At 68.5% G+C, this 24,380-nt stretch carries 22 protein-coding genes; 17 read left to right on the forward strand and 5 right to left on the reverse strand.

What is annotated here, in order from left to right; all coding sequences use genetic code 11:
- Nucleotides 1–13: 13 nt before the first annotated feature.
- Genes E6J58_07335 through moaA form a run of 8 tightly spaced genes read left to right on the forward strand, consistent with a single transcriptional unit; the run spans nucleotide 14 to nucleotide 8,524 of the window.
- On the forward strand, nucleotides 14–1,237 hold the full coding sequence (locus E6J58_07335) for an isochorismate synthase (protein ID TMB39226.1): 1,224 nt from the start codon (nucleotides 14–16) through the stop codon (nucleotides 1,235–1,237).
- Nucleotides 1,177–2,862, forward strand: coding sequence for a 2-succinyl-5-enolpyruvyl-6-hydroxy-3-cyclohexene-1-carboxylic-acid synthase (gene menD, locus E6J58_07340; GenBank protein TMB39227.1), 1,686 nt, complete (start codon nucleotides 1,177–1,179; stop codon nucleotides 2,860–2,862). Before E6J58_07335 ends, menD begins: the two co-directional genes overlap by 61 nt.
- Entirely contained in the window at nucleotides 2,859–3,533 is a 675-nt protein-coding gene (locus E6J58_07345; GenBank protein ID TMB39228.1) for an alpha/beta fold hydrolase, read from the forward strand. Before menD ends, E6J58_07345 begins: the two co-directional genes overlap by 4 nt.
- Nucleotides 3,530–4,345, forward strand: a complete 816-nt coding sequence (gene menB, locus E6J58_07350; protein ID TMB39229.1) for a 1,4-dihydroxy-2-naphthoyl-CoA synthase — start codon at nucleotides 3,530–3,532, stop codon at nucleotides 4,343–4,345. Before E6J58_07345 ends, menB begins: the two co-directional genes overlap by 4 nt.
- The gene (locus E6J58_07355; GenBank protein ID TMB39230.1) at nucleotides 4,342–5,211 is read left to right on the forward strand and encodes a 1,4-dihydroxy-2-naphthoate polyprenyltransferase; all 870 of its coding nucleotides are present in this window, start codon (nucleotides 4,342–4,344) and stop codon (nucleotides 5,209–5,211) included. Before menB ends, E6J58_07355 begins: the two co-directional genes overlap by 4 nt.
- Entirely contained in the window at nucleotides 5,211–6,197 is a 987-nt protein-coding gene (locus E6J58_07360; GenBank protein ID TMB39374.1) for an o-succinylbenzoate synthase, read from the forward strand. The genes E6J58_07355 and E6J58_07360 overlap by 1 nt, the downstream gene beginning before the upstream one ends.
- Nucleotides 6,194–7,372 carry a 2-succinylbenzoate--CoA ligase gene (locus E6J58_07365; protein ID TMB39231.1) on the forward strand — a complete coding sequence of 393 codons (1,179 nt, stop codon included), beginning with the start codon at nucleotides 6,194–6,196 and terminating at the stop codon, nucleotides 7,370–7,372. Before E6J58_07360 ends, E6J58_07365 begins: the two co-directional genes overlap by 4 nt.
- Nucleotides 7,373–7,387: 15 nt before the next feature.
- The gene (gene moaA, locus E6J58_07370; protein TMB39232.1) at nucleotides 7,388–8,524 is read left to right on the forward strand and encodes a GTP 3',8-cyclase MoaA; all 1,137 of its coding nucleotides are present in this window, start codon (nucleotides 7,388–7,390) and stop codon (nucleotides 8,522–8,524) included.
- Between the two features lie 6 nt (nucleotides 8,525–8,530).
- On the opposite strand, the gene E6J58_07375 is transcribed toward moaA, so the two are convergent.
- Complete coding sequence (locus E6J58_07375) at nucleotides 8,531–9,745, reverse strand: class I SAM-dependent RNA methyltransferase (protein ID TMB39233.1); 1,215 nt, start codon at nucleotides 9,743–9,745, stop codon at nucleotides 8,531–8,533.
- Here E6J58_07375 and E6J58_07380 point away from each other — a divergent pair.
- Genes E6J58_07380 through E6J58_07400 form a run of 5 tightly spaced genes read left to right on the forward strand, consistent with a single transcriptional unit; the run spans nucleotide 9,668 to nucleotide 13,401 of the window.
- Nucleotides 9,668–10,498, forward strand: coding sequence for an SAM-dependent methyltransferase (locus E6J58_07380; protein TMB39234.1), 831 nt, complete (start codon nucleotides 9,668–9,670; stop codon nucleotides 10,496–10,498). The two genes, E6J58_07375 and E6J58_07380, sit on opposite strands and share 78 nt — an antisense overlap.
- On the forward strand, nucleotides 10,495–11,451 hold the full coding sequence (locus E6J58_07385) for an agmatinase family protein (protein TMB39235.1): 957 nt from the start codon (nucleotides 10,495–10,497) through the stop codon (nucleotides 11,449–11,451). Before E6J58_07380 ends, E6J58_07385 begins: the two co-directional genes overlap by 4 nt.
- Nucleotides 11,452–11,466: 15 nt before the next feature.
- Nucleotides 11,467–12,231, forward strand: coding sequence for a methyltransferase domain-containing protein (locus E6J58_07390; protein TMB39236.1), 765 nt, complete (start codon nucleotides 11,467–11,469; stop codon nucleotides 12,229–12,231).
- 43 nt (nucleotides 12,232–12,274) lie between these two features.
- Complete coding sequence (locus E6J58_07395; GenBank protein TMB39375.1) at nucleotides 12,275–13,006, forward strand: glycosyltransferase family 2 protein; 732 nt, start codon at nucleotides 12,275–12,277, stop codon at nucleotides 13,004–13,006.
- Nucleotides 13,003–13,401, forward strand: coding sequence for a DUF2304 domain-containing protein (locus E6J58_07400; protein ID TMB39237.1), 399 nt, complete (start codon nucleotides 13,003–13,005; stop codon nucleotides 13,399–13,401). The genes E6J58_07395 and E6J58_07400 overlap by 4 nt, the downstream gene beginning before the upstream one ends.
- Before the next feature lie 8 nt (nucleotides 13,402–13,409).
- Here E6J58_07400 and E6J58_07405 read toward each other — a convergent pair whose 3' ends face one another.
- Both E6J58_07405 and E6J58_07410 read right to left on the reverse strand, forming a co-directional pair.
- A complete protein-coding gene (locus tag E6J58_07405) occupies nucleotides 13,410–14,036 on the reverse strand; it encodes a hypothetical protein (GenBank protein TMB39238.1) in 627 nt (208 codons plus the stop codon).
- A gap of 17 nt (nucleotides 14,037–14,053) precedes the next feature.
- Complete coding sequence (locus tag E6J58_07410) at nucleotides 14,054–15,406, reverse strand: DUF2142 domain-containing protein (protein TMB39239.1); 1,353 nt, start codon at nucleotides 15,404–15,406, stop codon at nucleotides 14,054–14,056.
- A gap of 75 nt (nucleotides 15,407–15,481) precedes the next feature.
- On the opposite strand from E6J58_07410, the gene E6J58_07415 reads away from it, so the two are divergent.
- The 4 genes from E6J58_07415 (at nucleotide 15,482) to E6J58_07430 (ending at nucleotide 19,638) form a co-directional block, all read left to right on the forward strand.
- The gene (locus tag E6J58_07415) at nucleotides 15,482–16,273 is read left to right on the forward strand and encodes a glycosyltransferase (protein TMB39376.1); all 792 of its coding nucleotides are present in this window, start codon (nucleotides 15,482–15,484) and stop codon (nucleotides 16,271–16,273) included.
- Nucleotides 16,274–16,404: 131 nt separating this feature from the next.
- Complete coding sequence (locus tag E6J58_07420) at nucleotides 16,405–17,304, forward strand: hypothetical protein (GenBank protein ID TMB39240.1); 900 nt, start codon at nucleotides 16,405–16,407, stop codon at nucleotides 17,302–17,304.
- A 34-nt stretch (nucleotides 17,305–17,338) separates the two neighbouring features.
- Nucleotides 17,339–18,787, forward strand: coding sequence for a glycosyltransferase family 2 protein (locus E6J58_07425; GenBank protein TMB39241.1), 1,449 nt, complete (start codon nucleotides 17,339–17,341; stop codon nucleotides 18,785–18,787).
- Between the two features lie 26 nt (nucleotides 18,788–18,813).
- On the forward strand, nucleotides 18,814–19,638 hold the full coding sequence (locus E6J58_07430) for an FkbM family methyltransferase (GenBank protein ID TMB39242.1): 825 nt from the start codon (nucleotides 18,814–18,816) through the stop codon (nucleotides 19,636–19,638).
- Here E6J58_07430 and E6J58_07435 read toward each other — a convergent pair.
- Both E6J58_07435 and E6J58_07440 read right to left on the reverse strand, forming a co-directional pair.
- Nucleotides 19,629–22,253, reverse strand: a complete 2,625-nt coding sequence (locus tag E6J58_07435; protein ID TMB39243.1) for a DUF2142 domain-containing protein — start codon at nucleotides 22,251–22,253, stop codon at nucleotides 19,629–19,631. The two genes, E6J58_07430 and E6J58_07435, sit on opposite strands and share 10 nt — an antisense overlap.
- Nucleotides 22,135–24,300 (reverse strand): glycosyltransferase, encoded by a 2,166-nt coding sequence (locus E6J58_07440; protein TMB39244.1) that lies wholly within the window; start codon nucleotides 24,298–24,300, stop codon nucleotides 22,135–22,137. Before E6J58_07440 ends, E6J58_07435 begins: the two co-directional genes overlap by 119 nt.
- Nucleotides 24,301–24,380 lie beyond the last annotated feature (80 nt).

The following is a 24,380-nucleotide window of genomic DNA, read 5'->3' on the forward strand; positions in this document are numbered from 1 at the left end:
GCAGGGAGCGCAGATGGCGTGGGTCCACACAGCCAGGCCGCAGATCCCCTCGGCCGGAGCGGAGGTCCCGCGTGCTCCGTCGCGTCTGCCGGACGGCTCCTGGTCTCATCCGGAGGCCGGCGTCCGCCTCTTCGCTTATGGGGCTGCGGAGATCCGCGAGGGGGCCTCGCTCGGCGCCGTGCTGTCGAGCCTGGAAATGCCATCGGCGCTCCCGCGGCATCTACCCGGTCCGTGGTTCGGCGCCGCCGCGTTCAATGACGGTCTCGGCCCTGACTGGGCAGGTTTCTCGCCGCTGCGCTTCACGTTGCCCGCGCTCCTCGCCTGGAGCGAGAACGGCCATCACCACCTGAGGGCGTTCGGCGACCGGGCCCAGGAGCGGCTCGACTGCGCGCGGGCAAAGCTCGACGTGCCGTACGCGACCTCGCCTTCCGCGCCCGCGCGAATCCGGCGCCGCCGCGGGGAGCGCGAGCATTGGAATACGCTCGTCCTCCGCGCGCTGGAGGCCATCGCCTCGCGCGCTCTGGACAAGGTGGTGCTCGCGCGCGCCATCGACGTCGAGGCGGACGCGCCCATCGATCCGCAGGAGCTGCTCCGCGCGCTCGAAGGGCGATATCCGAGCTGCAGGGCCTTTCTAGTGCGCGGATCGGGTGGCGTCTTCCTCGGAGCGACGCCGGAGATCCTCTGCCGTGTCGAAGGTGGCAGGGTCGAAGCCGACGCGCTCGCCGGCTCTGCTTCCCCCGAGCACGCCTCGGAGCTGCCCACCAGCGGCAAGGACCTGCGCGAGCACCGCTGGGTCGTCGATCACATCACCGACGCCCTCGCCGGCGTCGCCGACCACGCCCATTGGCCCCGCGAGCCACGCGTCCGCGCGCTGGCCAACGTCGTCCATCTGCACACGCCGGTGGTCGCACACCTCTCTCCCGGACGCGGGATTGCCGATGTGGCGGCGGCTCTTCATCCGACACCGGCGGTGGGCGGCGTTCCCGTCGGAGCCGCCCTGCGCTTCCTCGCCGACCACGAGGGCCTCGACCGCGGCCTGTATGCGGGCGTCGTCGGCTGGGTCGGCGAAGAGCGGGCCGAGCTGGCCATCGCCTTGCGCTCCGCTCTGGTCCGCGGCCGGCACGCGCGGATCTTCGTCGGAGCCGGCATCGTGGATGGCTCGTCGCCCGGCGCGGAATGGGAGGAGACGGAGCTCAAGGCGCGCGCGCTCCTCGACGCGCTCGGAGCGCGCTCGTGAACTTCAATCTCCTCTGGGCCGGCGCGGTGGCTGACGAGCTGGTGCGCGCCGGAGCGCGCGATGCGGTGATCTGTCCCGGCTCCCGCAGCGCCCCGCTCGCCCTCGCCCTGGCCGACCGCCTGCGGCCGCACACCGTGATCGACGAGCGCAGCGCGGCGTTCTTCGCCCTCGGAGCGGCGAAAGCGTCCGGCCGTCCCGTCGCGCTCCTCTCCACTTCCGGAAGCGCGGCGGCGCATTTCTACCCCGCGCTGCTGGAGGCCGAGGCGACGGCCATCCCGGTGATCGCGATCACCGCCGATCGCCCGCCGGAGCTCCATGGCTGGGGCGCGCCGCAGCAGCTGGATCAGCACCGGCTCTTCGGCGGCCACGCCTTTTTCGCCGATCTCGGCCTGCCCGATCCGCTGACGCTTTCGCACATGCGCGCAACCGTCGCGCGCGCACTCCATCACGGGGGGCCGGCGCATCTGAACGCGCCCTTCCGCGAGCCTCTGGCCCCTGTTCCCGGTCCGCTGCCCGAGGTCCGCAACGAGCCCGCCGTGCACCACGTGTCGGCGCGCGGCATGCCCGACGTGCGCGAGCTCGCCGGGATCCTCTCCCGGCATCCACGCGGTGTGATCGTCTGCGGTCCCCGCGACGCTCGCGACGATTTTCCCGCTGCCGTCCGGGAGCTGTCGCGCGCTCTCGGCTACGCCGTCCTCACGGATGCGGCGTCGGGTGTCGACGAAGGCGTCGCGCATGCGGATCTGATCCTGAGGAACGAAGCCTGGGCGCGCGCGCTGCGGCCCGAAGCCGTCGTGCGGGTGGGCGGAGCAATCAGCTCGAAGCTCGTGCAGTCCTGGGTGGAGCAGGCCCGGTGCACGATCGTGATTCACGAGCGCGGCGAGCCAGTCGATCCGGCGCACGGAGCAACGGCGGTGGTCGCCGGGCCTGCTGCGGAAGTGTGCAAGGCAATTGCCGCGTCAGCGCGCGCCGAAGGTCCCCTCCGGCGTCTGTTCGAAGGCGCCGAGAGGCGCGCCCGCGGTGCCCTCGAAGTGGCCTTCGCCGAAGGTGATTGGGGAGAGCCGCTCGTCGCCCGCGAAACGGCGCTGGCAGCGGACCTGCTCTACGTGGCGAGCAGCATGCCGGTCCGCGACGTGGACGCGTTCGCGCCGCGGCGGGGTCGAGTGCTGGTGAACCGCGGGCTGAACGGCATCGACGGGATCGTCTCCAGCGCCGCCGGCGCCGCCGCCGTCACCGGCACGAAGGCCGTCGCGCTCGTGGGCGATCTCGCGCTGCTGCACGATCTGGGCGGCCTGATCGCTGCCGCCCGGTTGCGGCTCCCGCTCACCGTCGTCTGCGTGAACAACGACGGCGGCGGCATCTTCCATTTCCTTCCCATCGCCGCGCACGCCGAGCGGTTCGAAGAGCTGTTCGCCACTCCGCACGGGCTCGATCTGGAAGGCGCTGCGCGGCTCTGCGGAGCCACCTTCACGCGTGTCGCGGACGGGAGAGCGCTGCGCAGCGCGCTGCAGCGAACCACCGCCGGCCTGCAGATGGTCGAGGCGCGCACGGACCGCGCCGCCAACGTGGCGCAGCACCGTTCGCTGCAGGCCGCCGTGATCGCGGCGCTCGGGGATCCGCCTTGAGGACGTTGCTGCTGCACGGTTTCGCTGGAAGCCCGCGCACGCTCGCGCGCTTCCTTCCCGAGGCGGAGGCGCCCGACTTGCCCGGACACGGCGGCGCTGCCGATGCCACTTCCTGGAACGATGCCCTCGCTGCTCTCGAGCCGGCGGACCCGGTGCGCATCGTCGGCTACTCGATGGGGGCGCGGCTGGCGTTGGGCCTCGCCTTGCGCAATCCAGCGATGGTCAGCGAGCTGGTCCTGGAAAGCGGCACGGCCGGCATCGAGGACACAGGTGAGCGCGCCCAGCGGAAGGCCGCCGACGACGACCTGGCCGCCTTCATCGAACGCGAAGGGATGGAGAAGTTCATCGACCGCTGGGAGCGGCACCCTACCCTTGCATCCTTGCGGCCGTTTGCAGCGCAACTCCGCTTCGAGCGGCTTGCGCATCGTCCAGCCGGGCTCGCCAGCGCGCTGCGCCATCTCGGCGCGGGCGCGCAGCCGAGCTACTGGGCGGATCTGCCGCGCCTGCGCGTACCCGTCCGTCTGATCACCGGCGCGAACGACGAGAAGTTCTCCGCGCTCGCGCGCCGGATGCGCGACCTCCTCCCGCAGGCGTCGCTGATCCCGATTCCCGACTGCGGGCACGCGCCGCACCTCGAACGACCCCAGGCATTCGTGGAGGCACTGCGATGAAGTGGAACCTGGTGCAGAAGCACGAAGACGTCATCTACGAAAAATCGGGCAACGGGATTGCCAGGATCACCATCAACCGCCCCGAAGTCCGCAACGCCTTCCGCCCGCAGACGCTGTTCGAGTTGCAGAAGTGTTTCGACGACGTGCGCGAGGATCCGGATACCGGCGTCGCCATCCTCACCGGCGCCGGGAACGAGGCGTTCTGTTCGGGCGGCGACCAGCGCATCCGGGGGACGCAAGGATACGTCGGCCGCGACGGTGTTCCCCGCCTGAACGTCCTCGACCTGCAGAAGCAGATCCGGTCGCTCCCGAAGCCGGTGGTCGCGATGGTCGCCGGATATGCCATCGGGGGCGGGCACGTGCTCCACGTCGTCTGCGACCTGACCATCGCGGCCGACAATGCCCGCTTCGGCCAGACCGGACCGCGGGTGGGCAGCTTCGACGGCGGGTTCGGATCCTCGACGCTGGCGAGCATCGTCGGCCTGAAGAAAGCGAAGGAGATCTGGTTCCTCTGCCGCCAGTACGACGCCCAGCAGGCGCTCTCCATGGGGCTCGTGAACGCGGTGGTCCCGCTCGCCCGCCTCGAGGAGGAGACCGTGAAGTGGTGCGAGGAGATGCTCCAGCTCAGCCCGCTGGCGCTGCGGATGCTGAAGCGCAGCTTCAACGCCGCGCTCGACGGCCAGGCGGGGATCCAGGAGCTGGCGGGCGACGCGACCATGCTCTTCTACATGAGCGAGGAAGCGCAGGAAGGCCGCGACGCGTTCAAGGAGAAGCGCAAGCCCGACTTCCGGAAGTTTCCGAGGCGACCATGACCGAGCTGGCCGCCATCCGGCCCGGACTCGGCGTGTGGCTGATGGCCGCGCGCCCGCGTACGCTGAGCGCGGCGGTCTCGCCGGTTCTGGTGGGGACCGCCATCGCGCACCGCGTCGGGGCACTGCGCCCCGCTGCCGCCGCGCTCGCGCTGCTCGCGTCGCTGCTCATCCAGGTCGGAACGAACTTTGCGAACGACTACTCGGATTTCCGGCACGGGGCGGACGCCGACCGGGTGGGGCCGACGCGAGTCACACAGAGCGGCCTCGTGCCGCCGGGAACCGTCAAGCTCGCTGCCTGGTTTGCATTTGGCATCTCCGGATTGTTCGGGATCGCCCTGGCCGCGATGTCCGGCTGGCCCATCCTGGTCATCGGTTTGGCGTCGGTCGCTGCGGGTTGGCTCTACACCGGTGGGCCGTGGCCGCTCGGCTACCACGGGCTCGGCGATCTCTTCGTCTTCGTCTTCTTCGGGCTGGTCGCCACCTGCGGCACGGTGTACGCGCAGGCCCTCTATGTTCCATCCATGGCCTGGATGGCGGGAGCGGCGGTTGGATCGCTCGCGACGGCCATCCTGGTGGTCAACAACCTTCGCGACCGGAAGACCGACGCGCACGTCGGCAAGAACACGCTGGCGGTGAAGCTCGGCGCGCGCGCGACGCGCGTGCAGTATGCGATCCTGGCACTTGCGCCGTTCGTCCTCGCCATCCTGCTGGGTACTCTCTGGCCGCTGCTCGCCTTGCCCGCTTTGCTCCGGGCGCTGCGCACCGTGCTCACCCAGGAAGGAGCTGCCCTGAACCGCGGCCTCGGCGAGACGGCGCGCGCGCAGATTCTCTATTCGCTGCTGCTGGCCGCGGGATTGTGGCAATGATGCCGGCGCGCGCCGTCGGGCGGCGCATCGAAGTGCGCCCCTACCGCTTGCGGCTCACGCGACCGGTGCGCACGGCGCGCGGCATCCATGAGCTGCGCGAAGGCTTTCTCGTCTTTGCCCACGACGGAGAGCGCATCGGCCGCGGCGACGCGGCGCCGCTGCCGGAGCTCGGGACCGAGTCGCTCCGCGAGTGCCACCGCCAGCTCCAGGAGGCGACCTTCGAGGCCTTCCCGGAGACTCCCGCCGCACGGTGCGCCGTCGAGCAGGCGTTGCTCGACCTCGAAGCGCAGCGCGCCGGCGTCCCTCTCGCGCGGCTGCTCGAGCGCGCGGCGCCGCTGGAAGTGCCCGCGAGCGCCTTGCTCTCCGCCGACGCGGTTCCCGAGCTCGCGCGGGAGGCGCAGCGCGCGGTGGCCGAGGGATTCCTCACCTTGAAGCTGAAGGTGGGGATGGGCGACGACTACGCGCGCGCCGCGGTCGTTCGCGACGCGGCCGGGCCCGACGTGAAGCTCCGGCTCGACGCAAACGGCGCCTGGGACGCTCCCGAGGCGCTCCGGAAGCTGCGAGAGCTCGCGCCGCTGCGGATCGAGCTCTGCGAACAGCCCACGCCGGACCTGCTCGGCCTGGAAGGGTCACAGGTGGCGTTGGCGGCCGACGAGATGGTGGCTTCCGACCCGGAGGGCGCGCTCGCCCGCGCGGCCGTCATCGTTCTCAAGCCGATGCTCCTCGGCGGCATACTTCCCGCTCTTCGCCTCGCACGGCGCGCGCACGAGCGCGGCCGCAAGATCGTCGTCACCAGCTCGCTGGAGAGCGCCGTCGGGCGCGGCGGCGCAGCACACCTCGCTGCCGCTGTGCTCGCGCTCGGACCGCAGCCTGCTGCCGGCATCGCCACCGGGACGCTGGTCGAGGAAGACGTCGGCCCGGACCCGTTCGCCCCGGCCGGTGGAATCGTGCGCATCCCGGCTTTGCCGGGACTCGGTCTGCCGTGAAGCTCGTCTTCCGCGGATCGGCGCTGGAGATCGCGCCTACCGCCGTGCATGAGCGGCGGATCTTCGCCGAAGGAAACAACACGCCGGATACCGCCGGTCTCGTGCTTGGCGCGATGGATCGGGGCGCGGAGCTGGTACTGCTCAATCCGCGCCTGACCGCCGCGGAGCGGACGGCGCAGAGGCAATCGATCTCGGGGATCCCGCCCGCGGGCGAGGCCGCGTTGGTCCTCTTCACGTCGGGCACCACGGGTTCGCCCAAGGCGGCCCGCCTGGCACGCGACAATCTCGAAGCGAGCGCGCTCGCGGCGAACCAGGTCCTCCAGGTCGACGCCCGGTCCCGCTTCCTCTGCGTGCTGCCGCTGTTCCATGTCGGCGGCCTCGGAGTCCTTTTCCGCTGCGGGCTGGCCGGCGCCACCGTGCTGCTGCACGAGCGCTTCGACGCCGCGGCAGTCGCGGGGGAGCTGCGCGAGGGGGCGACGCACGCCAGCCTGGTCGCGACCACGCTCGCGCGGGTGCTGGAGCAGGGTGCCACATTCCCGCCCGCCATCGTTGCCGTCGGCGGCGGTCCGGTGCCGAAGCCGCTCCTCGAGCGCGCCCGAAGCGCGGGGCTGCGCGTTCTGCAGACCTGGGGAATGACCGAAACGTGCTCGATGGCCACCTGCGAGCGCCCGGACGACGCCGACGGCGCGACAGCCGGACCACCTCTCCCGGGGTTCCAGGTGGTCGTGGACCAGGGAGAAGTCGTCGTTCGCGGACCGGCGGTGATGCGCGGATATCTGGGGCAGCCGCCGCTTCAGGGAGGGTCCTTCCGCACCGGCGATCTCGGCGAGATGGATGCTCGGGGACGGCTCATCGTCCATGCGCGCCGGAGCGATCTCATCGTCAGCGGAGGCGAGAACATCTATCCCGCCGAGGTGGAGGCAGCGCTGCTCGCACACCCGGAGGTGCGCGATGCGGCGGTGCTCCCCGCCTCGGACGAAGAGTGGGGGCAGATCGGCGTCGCGTACGTCGTGACGGACGCGCCGGTGAGCGGCTTGCGCGAGTTTCTCCGTGCGCGCCTCGCGAAGTACAAGGTGCCGGTGCGTTTCGTAGCGGTTTCCGAGCTGCCCCGGAACGCCGCCGGCAAGGTCGATCGGGTCGCGCTGCAGGGGCGCCTGGAACTGGAAGAGCGCTGACTTTGGTTCCCGAGCGTGGAAGCGTTATACACAGCGGCCGTGGACGCGCGCCCCCTGCCCGTCGTGTCTTCCGCGCCCCGCCCTCTCGACGCGGCGTCGCTCGGGCTCGTTGCAAGGGCCGATGCGCGGGCGCAGGGATTGTTCGACCGGTTCGGCCGCGCGCACACGTACCTGCGCATCTCGGTGATCGAGAAGTGCAACCTCCGTTGCCGCTACTGCATGCCGGAGGAAGGCGTGGCATTGCTGCCCAAAGGCGACTTGCTCTCCTTCGAGGAGATCGAGCGCCTGGCGACGCTGTTCGTGCGGCTGGGCGTTCGCAAGATCCGCGTGACGGGCGGTGAGCCGTTGGTGCGCCGCGGGGTGGACGATCTGGTGGCGCGTCTCGGGAGGCTGAAGTCATACGGTCTGCAGCGGCTGGCGATGACCTCCAATGCGCTGCTCCTGCGGCAGCACCTCGACGGCCTCCGCGCCGGCGGGCTCGACGCGGTCAATCTTTCGCTCGATACGCTGCGTCCCGAGCGCTTCCGCGAGATCACCTTGCGCGACGGGTGCGAGGAGACCATCGCGGCGATTCGCGCGGCAGCAGCGGCGGGATTCGATTCCGTCAAGGTGAACGCGGTCGTGATGGCCGGCGTGAACGACGACGAGCTCGTCGATCTGGCGCGCGCGTTCGCTCTCGATGCGCCCATCGAGATGCGCTACATCGAATATATGCCATTCGAGGGAAATCACTGGGGCGAGCGGCTCCGGATGTTTCCCGCCGAGGCGATCCGCGCGCGGCTCGAGGAGCAACTCGAGCTGGAGGAGATCGGGTTGGCCGAGACCGCACGCGTTTACCGGGTACGCGAGAGGAACGGCCGCGACTTCCGCGGTCGCATCGGGATCATCTCCAGCATGACCGAGCCGTTCTGCGCCACCTGCAACCGGACCCGCCTGACCGCGGACGGGCACTTCCGCTGGTGCCTGCTGGACGAAGGCGAGATCGATCTGCGCGGGCCGATGCGCGCGGGCGCCACCGACGCCGATATGGCGCGGCTCATCGAGGACGGGCTGCGCGCGAAGAAGCCGGGCCATGCGCCGGCCGAAGAGCTGGTGGCGCTGCACCAGGGCCCGGGGCACGCGGGCCGCTCGATGATCCGCATCGGCGGCTGAGACCGCCTACGCCGAGACGAGCATCTCGATCGGAATTCCACCGCTCTTCGTCCGCAGCAACGTCGCGAGCGGCAGGGAGGGCACCGGCGCTGTTGCCTGCGCCTTGACGAGCACGATCCGCCATCCCGGTCTTCGCCGAGCGGCGTCCGCGACCTCCGCCGCAAGGCGGCGCACGTCGGCGTTGATGCGGACTCCATAGGGCAGATTGCAGCCAATCAGTCCGCGGCCCGGGTCGGCAGTCAGGTCCGCGAGCCGCCGTTGGAGGATGTCGATGTCCACTCCCGCGCGGGAAGCGTTCTCGGCCGTAGCTTCGACGGCGCCCGCGTCCTGATCGGAAGCCTCGATACGCACGGTGACAGGACGCTCTTGCTTCCGCGCGGCAACGGTCAGGTGTTCCCATTGCCGCGCGGAGAATTCCGGCCAGCGCTGGAAGGCAAACCTGCGCGCGATGCCCGGTGCACGGCGCATCGCGATCAGCGCGGCCTCGATGGCGATGGTCCCGGATCCGCAGAGCGGATCGCAGAATGGTTCCTCGCCGTCGTAGCCTGCGCCGAGGAGCAGCGCAGCCGCGAGGGTCTCGCGGAGCGGTGCCTTCGCCTGAGGCCCGCGCCAGCCGCGCTGGTGCAACAGTGCGCCGCTGGAATCGACGCTGACGGTGCAGACGTCGTGGTCGAAGCGGGCGAGGAAAAGCTGCGCGTCCGCCGGCGCCTCCTCGCCGGTACTCTCGACGCGCGAAATCCTGAAACCGACCCTCGCCTCCAAGGCCGCGTGAAGCCGCTGCGCTACTGCACCCGAGTGGTAGAGCCGCGACTTGCGGCACGTCACCCGGAAAGCCGCGCATGTATCCTTGCGCAGGAACCGTTCCCACGGCAGCGCTGACGCTTTCCGCACCAGTTCCGGGAAGGTCGTGGCGCGAAAGGGCTCGCCGATCCGCAGCAGCACGCGGCTTGCCGTGCGCAGCCAGAGGTTCAGCCGCATCGCTTCCGACAACCCGCCTGCCACTTCGACGCCGCCCGCCAGCGCGCGCCCAGGAAGGCCGAGCGCTCGCATCTCCGACGCCAGGACCGGCTCCAGACCCGGCGCGCAGACCGCGAACAGCATCGCGCCCTGCTCTACGACATCCTGTGGTACGTGGCGAGGGCGATGCGTCAGGTGAAGGGCGAACAGGTGCGGCGCGAGCTGCTCCCCGGGCAGTCGGTGGAGCTGCTCAAGGAGCTCCATCTGGTCGGCCGCGACGGCGCGCTTCACGCCGACACCCTGCGCAAGCTCAAGCAGGTCAACCACCTCGTTCAGCTGCTGACGCCGGCGGTGGACGACGTGCTCGAGCGGCATCCGAGCCCGGTGTTGGTCGACGCCGGCGCCGGCAACGCCTATCTCGGCTTCGTCCTGTACGAGCTCTTCCTGCGCGAGCATCCCAGCGCTGTGATCTATTCAGTAGATACGCGCGCCGATCTGGTCGCGCGCGGGCAGGAGCGCGCGGAGCGCCTCGGCTTCTCGCGGATGCGCTTCGTTCGGGGCGGTATCGGCGATTCTCCTGGCGAACTGCCGGAGCGCGTGCACATGGTCCTCGCCCTGCACGCGTGCGACACCGCGACGGACGACGCGCTGCTCCTCGCTCTGCGCCACGATGCGGACCACGTCGCCGTCGTGCCCTGTTGCCAGGCGGAGGTGGCCGCGCAGCTGAAAGAGAACCGGCACGCCGCCCCGCAACCTTGGCCGCTCTTGTGGGGACATGCCATCCATCGCCGCGAGATCGGCGCGCACCTCACCAACGTGATCCGCGCGCTGGCGCTGCAGAGCCGCGGGTACCAGGTGACGGTCACGGAGTTGACCGGCTGGGAGCATTCGCTGAAGAACGAGCTGATCCTCGGCCGCCGCGTGCACCGCGAGCACCGCGGCGCGCGCGCCGAGTTGGAAAAGCTGCTGGAGACGACCGGAGTGCGACCCAAGCTGGTTCGGGAGCTGAGTGGATGAGTTTCGACCCCAACGCCGCCGCTGGCCCCGACTCGGGCATCTTCGGACTCGACCACTCGCCGGAATCGGCGCGCGTCGTGCTGGTGCCCGTGCCGTTCGAGGCGACCACCAGCTACGGCGGAGGGACATCGCAGGGGCCGGCCGCGATCCTGCGCGCGAGCCGCCAGGTCGACCTCTGGGACCTCGAGACGGGGAAGCCATATGAGGCCGGGATCGCCATGTTGCCCGAGCCTTCCTTCCGGCCGCCGTCCGGGCGCGACCCGGCGACCGTCAATCCCGTCTCGCGGGAGGTGAACGCGTGGGTGCAGAAGACGTGCGCGGATTGGCTCGCACGCGGAAAGATCGTGGGGACGGTAGGCGGCGACCACAGCATCTCATTCGGCGCCATCGCGGCGCACGCCGCGAAGTATCCCGGACTGGGCGTCCTGCACTTCGACGCGCACGCGGATCTGCGGCACGCGTACGAGGGATTCGAGCACTCGCATGCCTCGATCATGGACAACGTCGTCCGCGAGACGAGCATCGAGCGGCTGGTCCAGGTCGGCATCCGCGACCTGTGCGAGGAGGAGCACGAGCGCATCGCTTCCTCCGGCGGCCGCATCGTCACCTTCTACGACGCGGAGCTGGCGGAAGCGCGCTTCGCCGGGGAGTCCTGGGCAGCGCAGTGCGGCCGGATCGTCGCGAAGCTGCCGAAGCTCGTCTACGTGAGCTTCGACATCGACGGCCTCGACCCGGCACTCTGCCCGCACACCGGCACGAAGGTGCCGGGCGGACTTTCGTTCCAGATGGCGACGTCGCTGATCGCAGCGGTCGTGAAGAGCGGCCGAAAGCTCGTGGGCTTCGACCTGACCGAGGTGGCGCCGGCACAGGACGGCAGCGAGTGGGACGAGAACGTCGGCGCACGGATGCTTTACAAGCTGATTGGATGGTCGCTGAAGTCTGCGGCTGCGTGATATCTACCGCGGCGCATGCCTCCTCGATGCGACGGCGAACCTGGCGATTCCGTCGAGTTCGTGCGCAAGCAGAAGTCGTACTGGCAGGAGGTGGACGAGCCGCATTTTCGTTGGCAGACGGAAGGGCCGTACATCGCGGGCACCGAGGCCGCGCTCCTCGCACGGGCGCAACCGCGCCCTGGAGAGCGGATGCTGGAGATCGGCTGTGGCGAGGGTGCGAATCTCGTTCATCTCCGGCACGGGCAGGCGGATCTCGACCTGTTCGCCGTGGACTTCTCTCATGCGAAAGCCCGCTTCGCACGCACGGCAACCGCAGCGCACGTCGCGAACGCAGACGCGGCGTGCTTGCCGTTCCGGAGCGGAACGTTCGATGCGGTGCTGGTCCGGGATCTTCTCCATCACGTGCCCGATCGCCGCGCGGTGATTTCCGAGGCATTGCGTGTGCTGCGCTCCGGGGGGTCGATCACCGTCATCGAGCCGAACGCGTGGAACCCTCTGGTGGCCGCGATGGCGGTTGCCATCCCTCCCGAGCGCGGAATGCTGCAGTCGACGATGCGCCGGGTCGGAACGGAGCTTCGGGAGGCAGGAGTCACGAAAGTCGCGATGGAACGAGAGCAGCCGCTGCCGATTTCCCGTGTCCTCCTCCATTACAGGCTGGGCCTGCCGGCATTAGGGCGGAATCGCTTGATCGCCGCCATCCTGCGAGTGGCCGAGAGATCCGCTTCCGTTCTGCCGCGGTCCACGTGGGCCTACTTCGTGGTCCGCGGCCTCGCGCCGTGAACGGCGTAGCTTTCGCGTGGTATGCCTCGTCGGTCCTGCTAGCATCCGCGCTCCCAAGGAGGATACCGTCCGCGCGCTGGTCATCGTCCCCGCGTACAACGAGGCGCGCAGTCTCCCGACCTTGCTGCCCGCGATCCGGGAAGCAATGCCGGCAGCGGACATCTGCGTCGTCGACGACGGCTCGGACGACGAGACCGCTGCCATCGCGGCGGCGCACGGCGCGGTGGTGCTCCGGAATGCCGTGAACCTCGGCATCGGAGGCGCGGTGCAGGCGGGCTACCTCTGGGCGCGGGATCATGGCTACGAAGTCGCGGTACAGGTGGACGGGGACGGTCAGCACGACCCACGCTCCGTTCCGCTCCTGCTCGCGCCGATTGCCGAGGGCGGCGCGGATCTCGTCATCGGGTCGCGCTTCCTCACCGCCGGTGGCTTCAGGTCGACTGCGCTGCGCCGCGCGGGGATCAGGTATCTCTCGTGGTTCATCGCGATGCGATGCGGGGCGCGCGTGAGTGACCCGACCAGCGGCCTGCGGGCCGCAGGGCGGCGTGCCATCGAGCTCTTCGCGCGGGCGTACCCCTCCGACTATCCCGAGCCAGAAAGCATTCCCATCGCCATCCGCGCCGGACTGCGCGTCACCGAGCAGGCGACCGAGATGGCGCCGCGGCGTCACGGTCGCAGCTCCATCGGAGCGTCGCAGACGCTCTACTACCTGATGAAGGTGTCGCTGGCGCTGATCCTGCTGCCGCAACACCCAAACCGGAGGGACGCCAGATGACATCCGCCGAAGCGATCTCCCCTCAGCTGCGCATCTTCGGCGCAGCCGTGTTGCTGGTCTTCGTCGGCTGGGTGGTTCGGCTGGTGCGCACGGAACGCCTGACGCTGCGCGACAGTCTCTTGTGGCTGCTCTCCACGTTGGTCGCACTCGTCACGATCGCGTTTCCTGAGTTGCTCTTCGAGACGGCGCACCTGCTCGGCGTCCAGGTGCCTTCGAACGCCCTGTTCGTCCTGACCATCCTGTACCTGCTGCTGAACCTGTTTTCCGTGACGGTGGGTGTCTCGTTCGTGTCTGCACGTACCCGGCGGCTCACGCAGGAGTGCGCGCTGTTGCGCGCCGAGATCGAGCTCCTCCGCGGCGACAGATCAAGTGCCGCCCACCCGAGCGAAGCCTGAGCATGCCCTCATGACCCAGCGTCCCGAGGCGGCGCGGGATCGTCAGCTGCAGCCGTCCGGAACGAAAGCACCTGACAAGCCGCGAACGCGGTGGCAATCGCGAGAGCGCACGCACCCAGCGCCGCAAGGAACAGGTCAACACCCGCCATCGCCCGGAAGACTTCTCGTGCGCGCCGCGCCGGCAGGCGCCAGCTGTAACCCTGGATTACTTCCACGGCCGGGGTGGCCCCGTCTCCGCGAAGCGCGACGGGTCTTCCCGAGACCACCGTCGAGGTCAGAGACAGGGCGCCGCCGGTCGCCGCCTCGCTGGGCACGGCCAGCACTGCCACGTCACCGTTTCGCGCCTCGATTGCGCGGTCGTCGCACGACGTCGGTCCACAGAGGCGCAGCTTCACCTGCGCCGGCGCGGCCGCTTCGAAGCGCACCGCCACCGCGCGGTATGGAATCGAATCGGCGGCAAGCGGAATCGCCACCGTGCGCTCCGCCTCGAGCAGCACCTCGACCTGGGAGCCCGCGATCGCAACCGCGCGGCGCCCCTTGGGCCGCTGATGCAGATCCAGGGCGAAGAGACCGCAAGCCCATGCCACCGGCGCGACGACGAGCGCGGTCGCGCCTGCCCGCCTGGCGAGACTCAAGGTTGGTGTGATCGTCGTCACGCGTAGTAGCGGACCAGAGCGCGCGCGACCGCCGCCGCGTCGATCAGCAGGAGCAGCGGTGCGAACGCCCAGGCGCCGTCCATCCACGCTCCGAGCCGGCGGGACAGCGCGCGCAACCCGATGACCAGGCCGAGCGCCTGCAGCGGAAACAAGGGCAGGAGGTAACGTCCCTGGATCAGCCCCATGCCCATTTTGCGGACGATGATCAGCTCCATCGCGTGCAGGGCGACGAGGACGAGTGCAGTCCCTCCCGCGGCGAGCCACGCCACCGCATGCTCACGGGCATCCAGGCGCCGCCAGGCCAGCGCGAACCCTACCACCGCCAGCAGGACGCTGAGCGCCAGGGCGCGGTAATAGTCGTCGTGAATCCAGGTATCAAGCCATCCCCAGCACATCCAGAAGGTCTTGTGCCAGATGACGTACAGGCGATCCGGAGTCATGGTCCACGCCATGATCTCGCCGTAGGACAGCGGGTGCGGCGTGGACGGCAAGTTCTCCGCGACGCGAGCGCGGATCGACCAGGCGACGATCGACACCGCCGCCGGAGCGAGCGCTGCCGCGGCGCGGAGCCAGGATCCGAGGCGCCGCGGGCCGAGGACGAGGGCGACCGCGACTCCCAGTACAGGGAGAATGAACGCGAAGAGCGGCTTCGAGAGACCACCGGCCACCGTGGCTGCGACGAGGAGAAGGTATGCTCGCCGGCTCCCTCCCTCGCGCGCGAGCAACGCCACCGCCGCGAACGCGCCGGTCGCGCAGGCGATCAGGGCAGCATCGTTGTTCACCACCGCGGAGAGATGCGCGATCATGGGCTGCGCCGGCACGATGATGCCCAGCAATGCCCCGTCGCGGACCCGTCCAGACCAGGCGACACCCAGGAGGAATGCGAGACAGGCGGTAACGACTCCCCATCCCACCGAGGCAAGGCGCGCAGCGAAGAGCCGCTGCAGATACGGCGCGTGGCGCGCGAGACGGTACGCTCCGGCCGCGGGCGCGTAATAGAGCGGCGGATAGGTGGACGCGGGGCCGCAACCGGTCGTGGCACGCGACGAGGGCTGATCGGGATCCGGCGCAACGAATGCCGACAACGGCGGCATCGGTCGTTCCGGCCGGAACTTGATCGGGTCGTTCAGGGTCGCCGTGAGCGCCCGGTTCTCGGCGCTGTACCCCCCGCAAACGGACTTCGGGATGGGGAGGCGCAAATCCTCTCCCAGCCGCTGGACGTAGTCGAAGTGCGCCGGCTCGTCGGGGCCATTGAACGGTGGAATGAGGCCGGCGAGCAGGACGCCCCGTGCGAACGTGAGGAATGCCACGAAGCCGAGCCACAGCCTCCACGATCCATTCGCGCTCATCGGTTTCGCAGCGAAGCCTCTGCGCGGCTCCGTGTAGCACACACCCGCCGCGTTCTGGTAGCTGAAGACGGAATGATGAAGTTCACCGTCGTCACTCCCTCTTTCAACCAGGCGCGGTACCTGGAACGAACCATCGAGAGCGTGCTGTCCCAGCGCGGCGACTTCGAGCTCGAGTACCTGGTGGTGGACGGCGGTTCGTCGGATGGGAGCGTCGACATCCTGCGCCGCTACCAGGGCCGCCTGTGGTGGGTCTCGGAGCCCGACCGCGGCCAGTCGCACGCCATCAACAAAGGGCTGGCGAGGGCGACGGGCAGCGTCCTCGCCTGGCTCAACTCCGACGACACCTACGAGCTGGGTGCGCTCGACCGGGTCGCCCGCACGTTTCGCGACACCGGCGCGCGCTGGTGCTTCGGCGAGTGCCGCATCGTCGATGAACAGGATCGCGAGATCCGCCGAGCCATCCGCTGGTACAAGCGACGACTCGGGCGCCAGTACAGCCTCGGGCGGCTGCTTACGAAGGACCTCGTCCCGCAACCCGCGACCTTCTTTCGCCGCGACCTGTTCCTCGAGGCCGGGCCCGTCGACGAGGCCTACCACCTGGCCATGGACTATGACCTGTGGCTGCGGTTCGCCCGCATCGCAGAACCAGCCTTCATCCCGGAGGCGCTGGCGACGTTCCGCTGGCACGATACGTCGAAGAGCGGCGGGCGCTACGCCGACGCTGCATGGGAGGCTTACGGAATTGCCCGGCGGCACGCCCTCTCCGGTGAGCGGGCTGCGCTCCGGCGGCACTACCTCCACGTGCTTTCGCTGGTCGCCGTGTACCGCGCGCTCGATCTGCTGCCGCGATCGCGCCGGTCGGCTTGAAAAGGGGCAGCCCCGAATGGTCCGCGGGGCGCATTTGCTGACGAATTTCTGACGTTGCCTCGTCGCGTCCACTTCACACCCCGCATTACAGTGCTTCCCCTTCCCCTGAGGCGCGAAGCTCGGAGGGGGCGATGGCTCGGGTGCAGGTCCTGGTCGCGGCGGCGGTGGTCGCGTGTTCGGGGCAGGCTTCCCATTTTCGGCTTCAGGTTGCGTCGTCGTCGAGCACCGGAGCCGGTCAGGCCCCGACCGTCACCATGCAGGCGGGGGAGACCCGGCTGGTGCGGTTCATGGTGGTCGGCGAGGTGCCTGAATCCGTCACCTTTTCCGCGACAGGACTTCCATCGTTCGCCAGCCTGACCGGCCCGCTCCTGACGCTTTCGCCGGCGCGGCCGGATGCGGGCGAGACGGTTGTCACAGTCACGGCGAGCGCGGGCTCGGAATCGGCGAGCGCCTCGCTGCGCGTGGTGGTGGAGCGCGGGAACAAGCCGCCCCTATGGCACGCCGGAGTCGGCGACCATTACCTCCTCCGCGATGATGCGCCCTACAATCAGGGCTACCACCACGTCGGCATTTGCCCCGGTCCTTCGTGCACGCTCGTCGGCACGCCGAGGCTCCTCCTCGAGTTGGGCGAGCCTGATGGTGATGCGATCAACGTCGAAGTTGAAGTCGTCGTCCGGGGGCAAGCCTTCTCCCGCAAGGCCACGCATATCGGCCGCAAGGAGCGTGAACCGGGGGCATACAGCCTCTATGAGCTCGAAATGCCCCTGACCGGATTGACGACGGACCAGTCGTATGACTTTGCGATTCGCGTGACGGATGAATTCGGAGCGTCCTACGATATGAAGTCTTCCGACGGTTGGGTGTACGCTTGGGGCCTCCTGCCATTCGAGTTCGATCTGGGTCCCTGCACGACGCACCAGTGCGCGTGCCTTCCCGCCGGCGCATGGGCCGACGGGGCGCCCGAATGCTGCAGCGGTGCCGCCGATCCGGGTGGTTGGTTGCCCGGGTTCGTGGACTGGACCTGTCGTTGACTCGACGAGGGCCCTGCTCTATTGAGACGGGCCCGTGTCGTTGCCCGTCGATGCGCCTTCCACAGCCGTAGGTGAAGCGAAGATCTCCCGGCCGCAGGTCTCGCAGGATCGCATCGCACCTGCGCCCCGCGCGAAGGGCATCGCCTCGCGGATCAGCGCGTTCATGCGCAAGGGGATGGAAGAGGACACCCTGCGCGTCCTCAACCGTCTGGTGCGTCCCGGCGACCACGTACTCGAGGTCACTGCCGGCCCCCATTCCTACGCCCATGCGCTCACGGCGGCGCGGGTGGAGACATTCCACGTCGATGCGACGCGGCTGGCATCCGGCGATCCCGTGGCGGAAATGCTCGGAGCGCACGGGCAGAGCGAACCCTACGACGTCATCTTCCTCCAGGGCATCGTCAGCTACACCAGCGACATCCAGGATCTGCTCACCGCGTTCCGCCCCTGGTGCACGTCCGACACGCGCCTGGTCCTGCTCTCCTACAACGCGCTCTGGCAGCCGTTGCTGCAGCTCGCGAACGCGCTGGGGATGCGCAAGCGTACGCCGGACGAGAACTGGCTCTCCTTCCACGACGTCAACAACCTGCTCCTGCTCGCCGACCTCGACCTGATTGGACACCGCAGGCGGGTCCTGTTGCCTGTGGGAATTCCGCTTCTCACTGCCCTCGCGAACCGGTTCTTTTCCGCGCTTCCCGGGCTCACCTGGTTCGGCCTTTGCGACTGGTACGTAGCGCGCGCCGCCGGCGCTCCCCATCCCGAGGGAAAGGTCTCCGTTGTCGTGCCGGCACGCAACGAAGCAGGGAACATCGCCCGCATCCTCGAGGAGATGCCGAAGATGGGCACCGGCGTGGAGGTGATCTTCGTCGAGGGCGGCTCGACCGACGACACCTGGGAGACGATTGAGCGCGAAAAGCAGCGCTACCGCGGCCACGCGGAGGTGCGGCTCCTGAAGCAGAAGGGCAAGGGAAAGAAGGACGCGTCGTTTCTCGGCTTCGACGAGGCGACCGGCGACTACCTGATGATCTTCGACGGCGACGTCACCGTGCCGCCGGCCGATCTACCCAAGTTCTACGAGGCCGCTCGGTCCGGAAAAGGAGAGTTCATCAACGGCACCCGCCTGGTCTACCCCCTGCACGAAGGGGCGATGCGCTTCCTGAACCTGATCGCGAATCGCTTCTTCGCCATCGCCTTCTCCTTCATCCTCGGCCAGCAGCTCAAAGACACGCTCTGCGGCACCAAGGTCCTCAGCCGGCGGAACTGGCAACGTCTGCTCAGCCTTCGCGCGGAGTTTGCCGGCCGCGACCCGTTCGGCGATTTCGATCTCCTCTTCGGAGCAGCGCGGCTGCAGCTCAAGATCGTCGAGGTGCCGATTCGCTACCAGGCGAGGACCTACGGCACTACCAACATCAGCCGGTTCAGCCATGGCTGGATGCTGCTGAAGATGTGCGTCTGGGGCCTGCGGTCGCTGAAATTCGTCTGAACCTGTCTGCCCCATTCGAGACCTGCATGAGCCTCAGCTCGACACTGGTCTCCGCGCTTGTCTCCGCCTACGGGCGCGCCAATCGATGGGGCGTGTTCCGAAGCGCCGCGGCGCGCGGCCTGTTCGTCCGCTCGTACTTCGCGTACAAGCGCCTCATCGAAGACGCGTTCGCGTCGCTGGTGCGCAAGCGACCCGATCTCTTCGCCGGCGGACACATCATCGACGTCGGAGCGAACGTCGGCTACACGGCGACGGTCTTTGCCCGGGCCGTCTCCCCCGGTTTCCAGGTGTACGCGTTCGAGCCCGAGGCCCGGAACTTCGAGGACCTCGAGCGAACCGTCGCCCGACGGAACATGAAAGGCGTGGTGGTTCCGGTACGGCTTGCCGCCGGCGAGAAGGAAGGCGAGGTGGAGCTCTGGTGCAACGAGGCGCACCACGCCGATCACCGCATCGCCACCGACGCGCTGCGGGCCTCCGGATTACCCGTGAAGAGGACGATCCGGCTCCCGATGGTGAGCGTCGACGGATTCCTCGAGCAGCGTCGGATTGGCGGACCGATCAAGTTCGTCAAGATCGACGTGCAGGGCTACGAGCTCGCCGTGTGCAGGGGAATGGTCGCGACGATGAGCCGCAACCCCGACCTGGTCATCGCGGTGGAGTATTGTCCGGCGGCGATCAAGGAGATCGGAGACGAGCCGGCCACGCTGCCTGCGTTCTTCTCGGGCCGCGGATACGCGATCAGCATCCTGCGCGGCGATGGAGAGCTCCTGCCGGCGGATCCGGTTACCCTCGCCCGGATCATCGCGGAGCGCGGCTACGTCGATCTGCTCTGCACGCTTCCTCACGCGTAGTACCGTTGAACGGTGTAGAAGAGGGCGCTCCCCAGCACCAGCGAGAGGAACGCCGCGAGCCGGAGCTTGATCGGTTCGCCGCTGGAGCCCACCGATCCCCCGGCGATCGCCAGGAACGCCAGCGGCGAGAGGGGAATCAGGTACCTGCCCATCCCTCCGTCGATGACCGGGGCGCCTACCTTGGTCCAGATCAGGTAGTGGTAGCCGAGCACCATCGACCAGGCACTGGCGGCGATGGCGAGCAAGAGCAGCCGGTGCGACGCCTTCAGGATGCCGCGCGGGATGCCGAAGAAGATCGACGAGATCAGCGCCACGAACAGGTACGAGACGATCAGCCAGTGAGGGAGCGCGACGTCGAGCCACCCCAGATTTCCCACGAAAGAGGAGAGATAGAAGCTCCCGTAGACGCGATGCGTGCGCAGCAATACGCCGATCATCCGCAACGGGTCGCCGAGCACGAGAGCCATCTGTTCGGCCGGATTCGAGCCGGCGTGCAAAGCCGGATGGTCCTTGATCGCCAGATCAGTCCAGACGACGGTCGCTGCCAGCTGCAGGGCGACCAGGCCCGCAAGCAGTAGCGCTCGCCGCGGCACGCCCCGCAGCTTTCTCGCCGGGACCAGAAGCAACATCAACGAGAGCACGAAGTAGACCTGCTTGCAGAGCGACAGGAGAAAGGCGAGCAGCACCAGTCGCGCGATCTCGACTCGTCGAAGCGGCGTATCTCCACCAAAAGTGGCGTTCAGGAACGCTGCTACGAGGACGAAGGACAGCCAGTTGGTGACGACGTCCGGAGACGCGGATCCGGCGAGGAAGACGGACATCGGGCTGAGCGCGAGCAGGGCCAGGCCCCACTTGAAGACCGGGGCGATGCGGATTGCGAACCACATCCCCGCAACCCAGCAAAGCAGGTTCGCCATCCGGGCGAGATAGAGCAGCACCAGCGGAGACAGACCTGCCACGCGACCTGCAGCGATGGCCAGTGCCTGCGGCAGGTACGGGATGGGCGCGTATCTGCTCGGAGCGCCAAAATCGATGAACTCGCGATCTTCGGCAGCGAGCGGTTTGGAAAGCTGAGCGAGACGGCTGTCCGGATCGAACTTGCGCTCGGGATGAAACGGAAGCTCCCAGAGTCCCACCGCGTCCTGCATCCGCAAGAAGCTCTTTGGAATCCGGGCGCCGACGAACTGCCTGCCGTCGATGACCCGGATCTCCGGCAGGACGCGGCCCTCGGAGACGGCGAACGCACGAAAGAAATGAGCCGGCTCGTCGGGGGTCTGCAGCGGAGGCGTGAGCAACGCGAATGCCAGTCCTGCGAGTGAACCGGCGACGAGGAGGAACCGCTCGGGACTCAACCATCGCCGCCCGCCGTCGAGCGGTCTGCCGGAGCTTGCTGGCTGCAATTCGCGTCGCAAGACGTCGAACGCAGCGCGACGGGTGGTAGGGATGAGAAGACCGACGGCCAAGCAGAGCACCAAGGCACCGAGCGCAATCCATTGGCGACCGGAATGCGGTGCAGGTTCGATCCAGAGAGCGGACCCGCCGACTTCCATCAAAGAGCCGCTCCGTGCCCGTGCATCGACGCGGAGCGTGCGCGCGTCTTTCGGAACGGCGCCGTTGGCGATGAGCAGCTCCCAGGCGCCGTCGCCTGGATGCCAGCGCGAGAAAAACCTGCTCGATCCACTGCTCACCGCCAACTGCACGGCCTCGGCGGTCTCCGTCCTGACCCAGGTCTGGAACGAGAACCGCCGACCCGCGAGCAGATGCGCGTCGCCCAGGTCCTGATACAGGGCGACGTCGCCACGCGTTCCGGCAACGATGGCGGCGAAGGCGGCACCCGGGGCACCGCGCGGGCCGCGCCGGACCGCGCCCGACCCCTCGCCTCCGAGCCCCCAGCCGTCCGGTGGCGCGTCTTCGCCGCCCGACCAGGCTGCGAGATCGAGGTTACGCAGGGCGGTGTCTGGAGCGGGATCGAGCCAGAGCGAGAATCCGCCCACCTCCACCTCTGAGCGATTGCGCGCCCAGGCGTGAAAGCGCAAGGCCGTCACGCCGGGCGGTACGGTGCCGGCGGACGTGAGCAGCTCCCAGCCTCCGCTTCCGGAATGCCAACCCGAGGTGAAGAGCCGCTGGCCCGCGTTGATGGTCAGCTGCGCGACGCCCGGCGACGTCGCCCTCACCCACGCCTCGAACTTGAAGGCGTGGCCGATGGCGAGATGGGCGTCGTCGACGTCCTGGTAGAGCGCCATGTCGCCCGACGTTGCGGAGACGATTGCGCCGAATCTTCGCCCGCCGGGAAGTGCCGGACCCGTCCGGACCGTGCCCGTGCCGGGCCCGCCCAGGACCCAGCCGTCAGGCGCGGACGAAGGTCCATTGGTCCAGGAGATCAGGTCGGGATTGCGCAGCTTGGGTCGCGGGGTGAATCCTGGGGTGCCACAACCCGCACCGATTGAAATGAGCACAGCAGCAGCGATCGTGCGCACGAGGCCGCGCCGGAGGAGCTCAGACGTCGTAGAGCTTTCGGATGTCGTGCTCGAGCACGCCCCAGTCCCTGGCTGCCGCGGTCGCCAGGCCGCTCGCGATGATCCGCTCGCGTAGCGTCGCATCGCCGCAGATCTCATGGATCAATCCCACAGCCTGCTCCGGCTTTCCCGCCTGATAGAGCAGGCAGTTCTCGCGGTCGCGCAGGTACTCCGCATTGCCCGCATTCGCCGCGACGATGGCGATTCCGCCCGTCGCCATCATCTCCAGCGGAGGATACGAGAAACTCTCGAGCAAGCTCGACTTCACGAGCAGGTGGCAGGACTGGTACGCCGCGGCGACGGAGTGGTGCGGCACTTTGTGGAGGAAGCGGTCGACGCGGTACCACCTCTTCGGGGCTCCCTGGTACGAGAGGTACCACACCTCGAACCGGGAAGGATCGAGCTGATTGGTGATCACGAAACTCTCGTCGACGTTCTTGTAGTGGTCCTCGGAGTTCCCCTCGACCAGCACCCGGATCCTGCCGGAGAAGTCGCGGGCCTTGCGCGCAAACAGCGCCAGATCGATTCCGTTCGGCGCGTAGGCCGCTTCCTTCCTGAAGCGCTCGGCAAGCCAGCCCTGGCACCATCGCGAGATGGTGATGTACTTGAGCCGGTCGAGCGAATTGTAGGTGGCGTTCGCGAGGATCCGGCGCGGATCCCCGAACGGGTAGAAATCGGTCTCGAAGTTCTGCACGAGATAATACCGGGATGCGAACCGCGAAGAGTGGTTCACCACGTCGACCGTCGACCACAGCGTCGCGACCGCGCGATCGAAGCGGGCGTGCACGCGCGTCTTCCGCCACGGCATCACCGGGAGGCCGGAAACGTCGGTGGCCCGCTCCTTGTCGTCCATCGAGAACAGCGTGACGTCCGCTCCGTTTTTCCGCAGGATCGACGCATGGCGGACGACGACGTTGACCCCACCGCTGACCTGGGTGGAGGGGAGGACGAACGCCACGCCGATCGGCAACTTGGAGCCAATGACCTTCGCAAACGACACGGCCGTGGAGGACGTCACCGAGCCGCTCAGAACGGACCGCCGGGCAGCGACGCCGATCCGTTCGCGCTCCTTTGGCGACTCGATGAGGCTCGCCACCGCCCGGTACCAATCCTCGCCGGTGCGGCAGAGGAGCGCGTTCTCGCCGTTCGAGGTTCGCGCGGCCACCGCCCCTGTGTCGCTGGCCACCGTCGGCACTCCGACCAGCGAAGCCTCGATCCACTTGTTCTCGGACTTTGCTTCGTTGAAGAGGCTCGCCTCCAGCGGAGCGAGGTTGATGTCCGTGCCCGCGATCAGCCTCGGCAACCGCGTCCAGGGAACGAATCCCTCCGCCTCCACCCGTCCCGCAAAGGGCATCAATTCGGGGGGAAGGTCGAGGATCCCGACGATCTTCAGGCGTGCCTGGGGAAAGTCAGTCAGGATGCGCACCAGGGTGGGGAGGATCATCCTGACGTCGTCGTTGTGGGTAATGCTTCCGCTGAAATACCCGAGCACGACGCTGCCGTCGCCGCGCGGGCGGCGGCGCTGGAATGCCTCGTTCGACAGCGCGACCATCTTCTCCGAGGCGACGTTCCGATTGACGAACACCTCCGGAACGTACCTGGCCAGCTCGGTCGCCAGCGGCTCGGTGGTGGTGATGGCGGCATCGCAAAGGCGAAGCGTGCGTCGCATCCGCTGGACGCCGTCCATGTAGAGGTCCTTTTCCGCAGCCGTCATCGTTCCCAGGTACTTGATGGTGCGCACGTACGTCTCGTCGATCACCAGGTCGTCGATGTCGAAGAAGACGGGCTTGTTGCAGGCCTTCGCCCGCGCGATGAACTCCTCGACGACGGGAGTATGGGGGCAGCGGAAGAACACGAACGCCCGGTAGTACCGGACGAGATCGAGATCGAGCGAGTTGTAGAAGACCGAGGCGGCGGAGAGACCGGCAAATTGCAATTGCTCGATCTGGTGGTCCACCCGGTACCGGGTCGGATGCGGCAGCGTGCATCCGTTGACGAAGAGGACGTCCCTGTATTCCCTGCGTCCGAAGAGCTTCCCGCGCCGCTCGGCAACGATCCGGCGCACGAACTGCTGCGTCTTTTCTGCGAACGCGACCGGCCCGTCGTGCACGAGCGTGTCGAGTCCCTTCCGCAGCAGGACGATCATTCGCTCGTTGCGCTCGGCGGGGACATGCGCGGCTGCTGATAAGGCACGCCTTCGTCGACTGTCAAGGGCGAAACGCTCGT

It is taken from the genome of Deltaproteobacteria bacterium (assembly GCA_005879535.1).
Classification (GTDB): Bacteria; Myxococcota; Myxococcia; order Myxococcales; family 40CM-4-68-19; genus 40CM-4-68-19.